Genomic DNA, 7,634 nt, shown 5'->3' on the forward strand with positions numbered 1-7,634 from the left:
TACAACGGAAGGAGAAAACACTTTGGTAAAACCTAATCAAACACCTCAAGGTAGAAGAGAACTTAAACATGCTATTACGAAACTAGACTGTTATTTGTTACGAAATAACCTTCGCCATGTGATGAGCTTTGATCCAAATACGAATGAAGAAGGAAGATATTTAATAAGAAGTGTCTATTTCGATAACATTGAAAATAAAGTACTCACTGAGAAAAAAGAGGGACATTTTAAACGGGACAAGTTTCGGGTTCGTCTATATAACAACCAAACAGATTACATTAACTTAGAAAAGAAGAGCAAACGAAATAATATGACCTATAAAGTGAAATGTCGACTTACTGCACAAGAATATGAACAGATTCGATTTGGTGAAACAGAGTGGATGGAATTTGATAACAGACCTATAGTAAGAGAGCTTTATAACCAAATGAATCTATTTCAACTTAAACCAGTAACTGTAGTGGATTACGAACGGGAAGTATTTGTCTATCCTTATGGAAATGTAAGAATAACTTTTGATAGTTCCATAAAGACAAGCTTTCGTAACAATGATTTACTTAATCCTAACCTACCAATGGTTGAGGCTCTGGAACCTAATCTGGTCGTACTTGAAGTGAAATATGATGAGTATTTACCTGATATCATTAAAATGCTTCTGCAGGTGAATGACCGTCGCTTAGGCACATACTCAAAATATCATTTAAGTAGAATGTATGGGTAAAACGCAGCTGCTTCTATTACATTAATATAAACATAACGGAGGAATTTATTATGGAAAGTTTAACAAATTTTAGTGATATATTTAAATCAAGTTTTATGGAAAAAACAACTAGCTTCTCTTTAACCGATTCTCTGATTGGCTTGACTGTCTCTTTTATTATTGGCCTTTTTATCTATGCTGTATATAAAAAAACCTTTTCAGGGGTAGTGTATTCACACAGTTTTAATGTCTCACTAATTATTATGACAATGGCAACAGCTCTAATTATAATGGGCATTTCTTCAAATGTGCTACTATCACTTGGTATGGTTGGTGCCTTGTCAATTGTTCGTTTCCGTACACCTATTAAAGATCCAATGGATCTAGTTTATTTATTTTGGGCAATAGTATCTGGGATTTTAGCTGGTGCAGGTTTCATCCCATTAGTAATTTTAGGATCTATTTTAATTGGATTAGTCATGATTCTATTTATTAACAAAATCTCAGTTGAAAATCCATATTTGCTTGTTATCAAATATAGCGATCCATCAATCGAAAAATCATTAGAACATATTATCAAACAAAATGTGAGCAAGCATGCAGTTAAATCAAAATCAGCCATGCCAAATTATGATTTAGAAATAACCTATGAAATTAGAGTAAAGGAACAAGATACACAGTTTATTAATAGTATTTCCGATATAGAAAGCGTAAAATCAGCGATTATGCTTAGTTATGATGGTAATTTTACTGCATAGGATATAACAAAATGGGCATAGACAATAGTCTATGCTCATTTCCATTATAAGATATTTTACCGTTAATAATGGATAATACGAACCGCCTGATTACTTCACGCGTAAAATTAGATCTTTTAAAGTACTACATCCGAATATTATAATCTCTCAACCAATTTATTGAAGCAACATGTATAAATATCCCAAAAAAGGAGCCTTGTCATTTAAGACAAAACTCTAAGAAATTATAGTACCTATCCTAGGATTTCTTCAATTACATTTACAACTTCAGCAACATATTGATTACATTCTTCCAGAGTAGGGGCTTCGACCATAACTCTAACCAAAGGTTCTGTACCAGACGGTCTAACCAATACTCTACCTTGATCGCCCATCGCCTCTTCTACCTTTTGAATAACATCTTGAATCTTTGGATTTTCAAAAACTTCCTTTTTATCTACTACTCGAACATTTTTAAGAACTTGTGGGAAAATCTCCATCTCTCCTGCTAAATCAGACAAGCTCCTACCAGTTTCCTTCATTACATTTACAAGTTGTAAGGCTGTCAACATACCGTCCCCAGTTGTATTGTAATCTAAGAAAATAATATGTCCAGATTGTTCACCACCTAAATTATAGCCGCCTTTACGCATTTCTTCCATTACATATCTATCACCAACTGCAGTCTTATCACTTTTCATACCATGAGATTCCAAAGCTTTATAAAATCCGATATTACTCATGACAGTTGATACAACAGTTGAGTGACGTAATAGGCCCTTTTCATTTAAGTATTTCCCAATTATGTACATGATTTGATCGCCATCAACAATCTGACCCTTTTCATCAACCGCAATTAAGCGATCTCCGTCTCCATCAAATGCAAGCCCAATATTAGCCTCTTTTTCCAACACTAGTTCTTGTAACGGTTCCGGATGAGTTGAGCCAACCCCATCGTTAATATTTAATCCATCAGGGGAAGAACCAATTGTTGATATATCCGCCTCTAGGTCTGCAAATAAATGTGGTGCAAGTGCTGAGGTCGATCCATGTGCACAATCCAATGCAATATGTAATCCATCAAATTCAGATTCCACGGATTGCTTTAAGTATTGAATATATTTCTGTCCACCCTCAAAATAGTCATTAATCTGACCAACATCCGCACCCGTTGGCCTTGGAACGGTATCTTCCTGACTGTCTATTAACGCCTCAATCTCTGCCTCTTGCTCATCCGTTAATTTAAACCCATCAGGACCAAAGAACTTTATACCGTTATCTTCAACTGGATTGTGAGATGCCGAAATCATAACGCCTGCTTCTGCACTCATTGCTTTTGTTAAAAAGGCAACTCCTGGAGTAGAGATTACACCTAAACGCATTACTTCTGCCCCTATAGACAAAAGCCCTGCAGCAAGTGCACCTTCTAACATATTACCTGATATACGTGTATCTCTTCCAATTAATATTTTTGGTTTTGTTGTGTCTTTAGTTAAAATATAACCGCCATATCTTCCCAATTTAAAAGCAAGTTCTGGAGTAAGTTCTTTATTCGCTATTCCACGAACTCCATCTGTTCCAAAATATTTTCCCATGATGTACCTCTCCTTTATCCTAATAGAAATAACCTTAGCAAACGTCAGAATAAATTAGACGAAAGCTTTTCAACAATTTAAATTATGCTCATCTAGTAATTTAGTTTTCCTCAATCTTAACAGATGCTTGATCAAACTGAAGTTGGATCTTTACACCTTCTGGACCATTTACCTTAATTGGAATTTCATATTCTCCTACTTCTTTGTTTTCTAAGTCAACCGTAAGTTGAAAATCTTCCAATGCTAGCTTACTAACTTTTTCTTCTAACCCGGTAACAGTCAAATCAAGTGAAGGTTGATTAGGTTGTAGAAAGGTAGCCTTTAAACCGTCTTCTATATTTAATGTGGAAATAGGGACATTTTCAAATGTTTTTTCTATTGTTTTTTCCACTTCAATCGATACGGTTACTTTTTCATAATCAATCTTTCTGATACCAGATGGAAGGACAAGTGGTATCTCCACTTCCTTCGCTTCTGATATTGTACTCACATCAATTGCTTCCGTTGATATATTTTCTAATCCTTGTAGGATAGACTCATCCGCAAAAACGATTACTGATTCAGGATTAGCTTTCATTGATGTAATTTTAACCCCATCCTGCAACTCACCAGTTGTTTTTATATCAATTGGTACTGTTTTGTTAGGATTATTAACATCCACTGATATATCAACTATCGGTGGTTCCACTCGAACGCTTAGTTCATTACCTTGTTCATCATAAACCTTAATAGGAACATCCGATGCTTCTATAGGCTTGTCCACATTTTCAATGTCAAGGAAGGCCTTGACAATCGCTACCCTATCCACGATATTTTTTGAACTAGTAATTGTAACGGTCTGTGGATCTACAGTTACCTCACCTAACTCATATCCAGCAGCAAGTTTATCCTCATTTACAAAGTCAACTGTTACACTAAATTCCTTGGAAGACCTTTCCTCAATTGTAACTTCAACCTCTTTTGGCTCTATATAGACATTTATACTGTCTTCAATACCAGAATATTGTAAAGGAACGGTATATGTTCCCGGCTGCTTCCCTTGAAGGTCAACATATACATCAAAATTTTTCTGAATAGCAGTAGTGGTGACAACACCTACTGAACCTTGCAAGGATACTTTCACTGTTTGCGGGACCCCACTAACCACATATTTTTCCTGATCAATTTTAATACTAACTGGAATATCCTCTACAGTTTGTGTTTCGTTTGAACTACTAAAAGGATTATTAAAACTAACATCCTCATAAGCATTTCCTTCATCATCAAAGGAAATAGCTATAAAGAGTAGTATAGCTAAAGCAAGAGATATAACACGCATTACCCAAGGTTTCTTTAACCATTCATCCATTCTTCTTCCCCCTCCAACTCCAACTTTTTGACGTAGGGGCTTTGAAATTATTTTTTAGTTCTTTTTGCAGAATTTCCATTAGTTTGTCTTGGTTTAAATCCCTATGTAACTCTCCATTTTTTGTACAGGATACTTGCCCAGTTTCCTCTGATACAATAATTGTTAATGCATCGGTTACCTCACCAATACCCATGGCAGCACGATGTCGTGTACCTAATTCCTTGGATATAAAAGGGCTCTCCGATAGTGGTAAGTAACAAGCTGCCGCAACAATCTCATCCCGTTTAAGAATGACTGCACCATCATGGAGTGGTGTATTAGGGATAAATATATTAGTTAACAATTCATTGGTTAACCGCCCATGTATAGGAATACCTGTTGCAATATAATCACCCATTGCAGTTTCTCTTTCAATTGTAATCAATGCACCAATACGACGCTTAGCCATATAATTACATGACTTCACAATAGCCTCTATGGATTTATTCAAGTTCTCCTCTTCAGAATGAGTATTTCTAGAAAAGAAGCTTCCTCTACCAAGTTGTTCTAAAGCTCTTCTTAATTCAGGCTGAAATAAAATAATGATCGCTAATGGTCCCCATACAATTACTTGTGATATAAGCTTTTGAACGGTTACCAGATTAAGAACAGTACTTAACAGGTATATCCCAAGAATTACAAAGATTCCTTTTAATAACTGTATTGCTTTCGTACCTCTAATTAACATTAATAATTTATATAAAGTATACCAGACGAGGGCAATGTCTACGCCTATCCGTAACAGATTCAAAACATTTAGTTCCCCATCAAGCATGGTAACACAACCTTCTACCCATTGGATTCCTCTTCCTATCTGTTAATAGTGACTTCATCCATTATAGCATAATTTTAGCGGATTCGATAACACAGTACCTTACAATATATAAGGACAACCTCGATGCTTAAGCAAAAAACCTTTGTTACATTTTTGTGCAACAAAGGTTAAATTTATACTTTATTTATTAGTAAAAGCAAAAACACTTTTTGTGATATCCTTTATATGATACCAAATCCAATCAAATACTTGGTTGACTTGTTCTATTTCACCACTAATGTTTCCAGCAGAAGCCATTAAATGGTCCCCATTTATAATCACCACATCACCATTTACTGAACCATCTATCTTTAGATCACCGTTTTTGACCACCAAATCCCCATCCACAACTACACCCTCAGGTACAATTACTGTATCATCTTTTATAACAAGGTTTTTCCCCTTAGGATAGGATAACTGATTATCCTGATCCCATGCAGAAAAGATGCCACCAAACATTAGAACAAAGAAAATTGCAGCAGCAGTTAAAGCAGGATGTGCCTTAAACCACCGACTATAACTAACTCTTTTTCTTTCTTTTGGTAAATTGCTCATGACACTTGCAGTAAAATTAGTTGGGGCTTGAATATCACTATTGCCTTTTAACAAGGACAATGTTCTTTTTAGCTCATGAAAATGCTTTTGACATGCTTGACATGTTTGTAAATGGGAGCGTAACTGTTGCTCTTCCTGTTTAGTTAAATCTCCATCTAGATAATTATGCATCAAATTTACGATATGCTTATCACAGCTCATAATGTTTCACACCCCTTTATACATGGCGAAGCCTTTTACGAAGCGCTTCTCTCCCCCTATGGATTCTTGTTTTAACTGTGCCGACAGGAATATCAAGTATTTCACTTATTTCAGCAAGGGGAAGTTCATCTACAAATCGTAAAGCGATGACACTACGGTATTTTGCAGGTAAGTTCATAATTTCTTGCTGTATAACCGTTTGAATCTCTAAACTTTCCACTTCTTCTTCAGGTAGAGCTTGCTCAGCAGGTAGCTGAGAATACATATCTAAACCATCGGTACCTCTAACTTCAGCATCAAGATAAAAATCGGGCTTCTTTTTCCTAATTCTATCTATCGTTAAGTTAGTAGCAATTCTGTATAACCAAGTTGAAAATTTTTTCTTTTCATCAAAGGAATGGATATTAACGTAAGCACGAATGAAAGCCTCTTGAGCTAAATCTTCAGCCTCATGAGAATTACCGATCATTCGATAACAAATGGCATATACTTTACTTTGATAAAAGGAAACAATATCTTCATACGCTGATTGGTCTCCTTTTTTAACTGATTTGATCATTTCTTTTATTTTTGCTTCCATTAATATACCTCCGCTACACTTGCGGTCAACTTGTTTACGATTGAGATATCATACAAGTTTCATTTTTTTTATTCTTTTCTAAAAATAATAAAATGTTTATCAATCGCTATACTAGGGTAACTTTTATATATAACATATTATATCAGTTTAGGAGGACATCATGGATAAAAAACTGTATCTTTTACAAAAAATAGAAAACTGTCGTGCAGACATGATTGAATTATCTCGCACTATGGAGCTTACTTCTGATGCAGTTATTAACGCGAGTGTTCGTCTAGATTATTTATTAAATGAACTTGACCGAATTTCAGAAGTACAGAAAATTCCAGTTAAATCATAGCATAGAACATCAACATAGATAATCATTTATGGCAGCTACAATAAGCTGTTTATTTTTTTGTCTTCTTTTGGAGCCTTGTTATAACGGAGGGCACCACCACATTTAGTATAGAGCCTATTTTTTATGTTCATTATAAAGATAGCTTAAATCTAGATTTAATAAAAAAGATTAATCAGCCTATTACGGCAAATTAATCTTTTTTCTGTTGATAAAGTGGAGCCTAGCGGGATCGAACCGCTGACCTCCTGCGTGCAAAGCAGGCGCTCTCCCAGCTGAGCTAAGGCCCCGTATCAGTATAAAATTAAATAAATATGATGAGCCATGGAGGATTCGAACCTCCGACCCTCTGATTAAAAGTCAGATGCTCTACCGGCTGAGCTAATGGCTCTTATAAATGGCTGGGCTAGCTGGATTCGAACCAGCGCATGACGGTACCAAAAACCGTTGCCTTACCGCTTGGCTATAGCCCAATATAAAAAGTGCTTTCACTAGGGCACTAATTAAGAAGCTATAAAATGGTGGAGGGAGTAGGACTCGAACCTACGAACCCGATGGGAGCGGATTTACAGTCCGCCGCGTTTGGCCAACTTCGCTATCCCTCCATATTCCCATAATTCCTCTAAGTTAAAGATGGTGCCGGCCAGAGGACTTGAACCCCCAACCTACTGATTACAAGTCAGTTGCTCTACCAATTGAGCTAGACCGGCATGGTGGAGGATGCAGGG

At 35.9% G+C, this 7,634-nt stretch carries 8 protein-coding genes and 5 tRNA genes; 3 read left to right on the forward strand and 10 right to left on the reverse strand.

What is annotated here, in order from left to right; all coding sequences use genetic code 11:
• Positions 1–22 precede the first annotated feature (22 nt).
• The gene (locus tag H7K77_RS12170; protein ID WP_186578121.1) at positions 23–721 is read left to right on the forward strand and encodes a polyphosphate polymerase domain-containing protein; all 699 of its coding nucleotides are present in this window, start codon (positions 23–25) and stop codon (positions 719–721) included.
• A 50-nt stretch (positions 722–771) separates the two neighbouring features.
• Positions 772–1,458, forward strand: coding sequence for a DUF4956 domain-containing protein (locus H7K77_RS12175; protein ID WP_186578122.1), 687 nt, complete (start codon positions 772–774; stop codon positions 1,456–1,458).
• A 233-nt stretch (positions 1,459–1,691) separates the two neighbouring features.
• On the opposite strand, the gene glmM is transcribed toward H7K77_RS12175, so the two are convergent.
• The 5 genes from glmM to sigW form a co-directional block, all read right to left on the reverse strand.
• A complete protein-coding gene (glmM, locus tag H7K77_RS12180) occupies positions 1,692–3,032 on the reverse strand; it encodes a phosphoglucosamine mutase (RefSeq protein WP_186578123.1) in 1,341 nt (446 codons plus the stop codon).
• Between the two features lie 100 nt (positions 3,033–3,132).
• Positions 3,133–4,380 carry a CdaR family protein gene (locus H7K77_RS12185; RefSeq protein ID WP_186578124.1) on the reverse strand — a complete coding sequence of 416 codons (1,248 nt, stop codon included), beginning with the start codon at positions 4,378–4,380 and terminating at the stop codon, positions 3,133–3,135.
• Positions 4,373–5,194, reverse strand: coding sequence for a diadenylate cyclase CdaA (gene cdaA, locus H7K77_RS12190; protein WP_186578125.1), 822 nt, complete (start codon positions 5,192–5,194; stop codon positions 4,373–4,375). The genes H7K77_RS12185 and cdaA overlap by 8 nt, the downstream gene beginning before the upstream one ends.
• 180 nt (positions 5,195–5,374) lie before the next feature.
• Positions 5,375–5,989 (reverse strand): anti-sigma factor family protein, encoded by a 615-nt coding sequence (locus H7K77_RS12195; protein WP_186578126.1) that lies wholly within the window; start codon positions 5,987–5,989, stop codon positions 5,375–5,377.
• A gap of 16 nt (positions 5,990–6,005) precedes the next feature.
• Positions 6,006–6,569 carry an RNA polymerase sigma factor SigW gene (sigW, locus tag H7K77_RS12200; RefSeq protein ID WP_186578127.1) on the reverse strand — a complete coding sequence of 188 codons (564 nt, stop codon included), beginning with the start codon at positions 6,567–6,569 and terminating at the stop codon, positions 6,006–6,008.
• A gap of 160 nt (positions 6,570–6,729) precedes the next feature.
• Between sigW and H7K77_RS12205 the strand changes: the two genes are divergently transcribed.
• Positions 6,730–6,909, forward strand: coding sequence for an aspartyl-phosphate phosphatase Spo0E family protein (locus tag H7K77_RS12205; RefSeq protein ID WP_186578128.1), 180 nt, complete (start codon positions 6,730–6,732; stop codon positions 6,907–6,909).
• 214 nt (positions 6,910–7,123) lie between these two features.
• On the opposite strand, the gene H7K77_RS12210 is transcribed toward H7K77_RS12205, so the two are convergent.
• The 5 genes from H7K77_RS12210 to H7K77_RS12230 all read right to left on the reverse strand — a co-directional run bounded on the left by H7K77_RS12210 (position 7,124) and on the right by H7K77_RS12230 (position 7,616).
• Positions 7,124–7,196: transfer RNA gene (locus H7K77_RS12210), tRNA-Ala, on the reverse strand.
• Positions 7,197–7,224: 28 nt separating this feature from the next.
• Positions 7,225–7,297, reverse strand: a tRNA-Lys gene (locus tag H7K77_RS12215).
• A 7-nt stretch (positions 7,298–7,304) separates the two neighbouring features.
• Positions 7,305–7,379 (reverse strand) — tRNA-Gln (locus tag H7K77_RS12220).
• Between the two features lie 46 nt (positions 7,380–7,425).
• Positions 7,426–7,511: transfer RNA gene (locus H7K77_RS12225), tRNA-Tyr, on the reverse strand.
• A 29-nt stretch (positions 7,512–7,540) separates the two neighbouring features.
• A tRNA-Thr gene (locus H7K77_RS12230) sits at positions 7,541–7,616 on the reverse strand.
• Positions 7,617–7,634: the final 18 nt, after the last annotated feature.

It is taken from the genome of Aquibacillus kalidii, from assembly GCF_014280935.1.
Lineage (GTDB): Bacteria > Bacillota > Bacilli > Bacillales > Amphibacillaceae > Aquibacillus_D > Aquibacillus_D kalidii.

Coding starts and splice junctions, on each gene's coding strand:
- sigW (WP_186578127.1), bottom strand. CDS start 6,569: ATGGAAGCAAAAATAAAAGAAATGATCAAATCAGTTAAAAAAGGAGAC.
- H7K77_RS12195 (WP_186578126.1), bottom strand. CDS start 5,989: ATGAGCTGTGATAAGCATATCGTAAATTTGATGCATAATTATCTAGAT.
- cdaA (WP_186578125.1), bottom strand. CDS start 5,194: ATGCTTGATGGGGAACTAAATGTTTTGAATCTGTTACGGATAGGCGTA.
- glmM (WP_186578123.1), bottom strand. CDS start 3,032: ATGGGAAAATATTTTGGAACAGATGGAGTTCGTGGAATAGCGAATAAA.
- H7K77_RS12205 (WP_186578128.1), top strand. CDS start 6,730: ATGGATAAAAAACTGTATCTTTTACAAAAAATAGAAAACTGTCGTGCA.
- H7K77_RS12185 (WP_186578124.1), bottom strand. CDS start 4,380: ATGGATGAATGGTTAAAGAAACCTTGGGTAATGCGTGTTATATCTCTT.
- H7K77_RS12175 (WP_186578122.1), top strand. CDS start 772: ATGGAAAGTTTAACAAATTTTAGTGATATATTTAAATCAAGTTTTATG.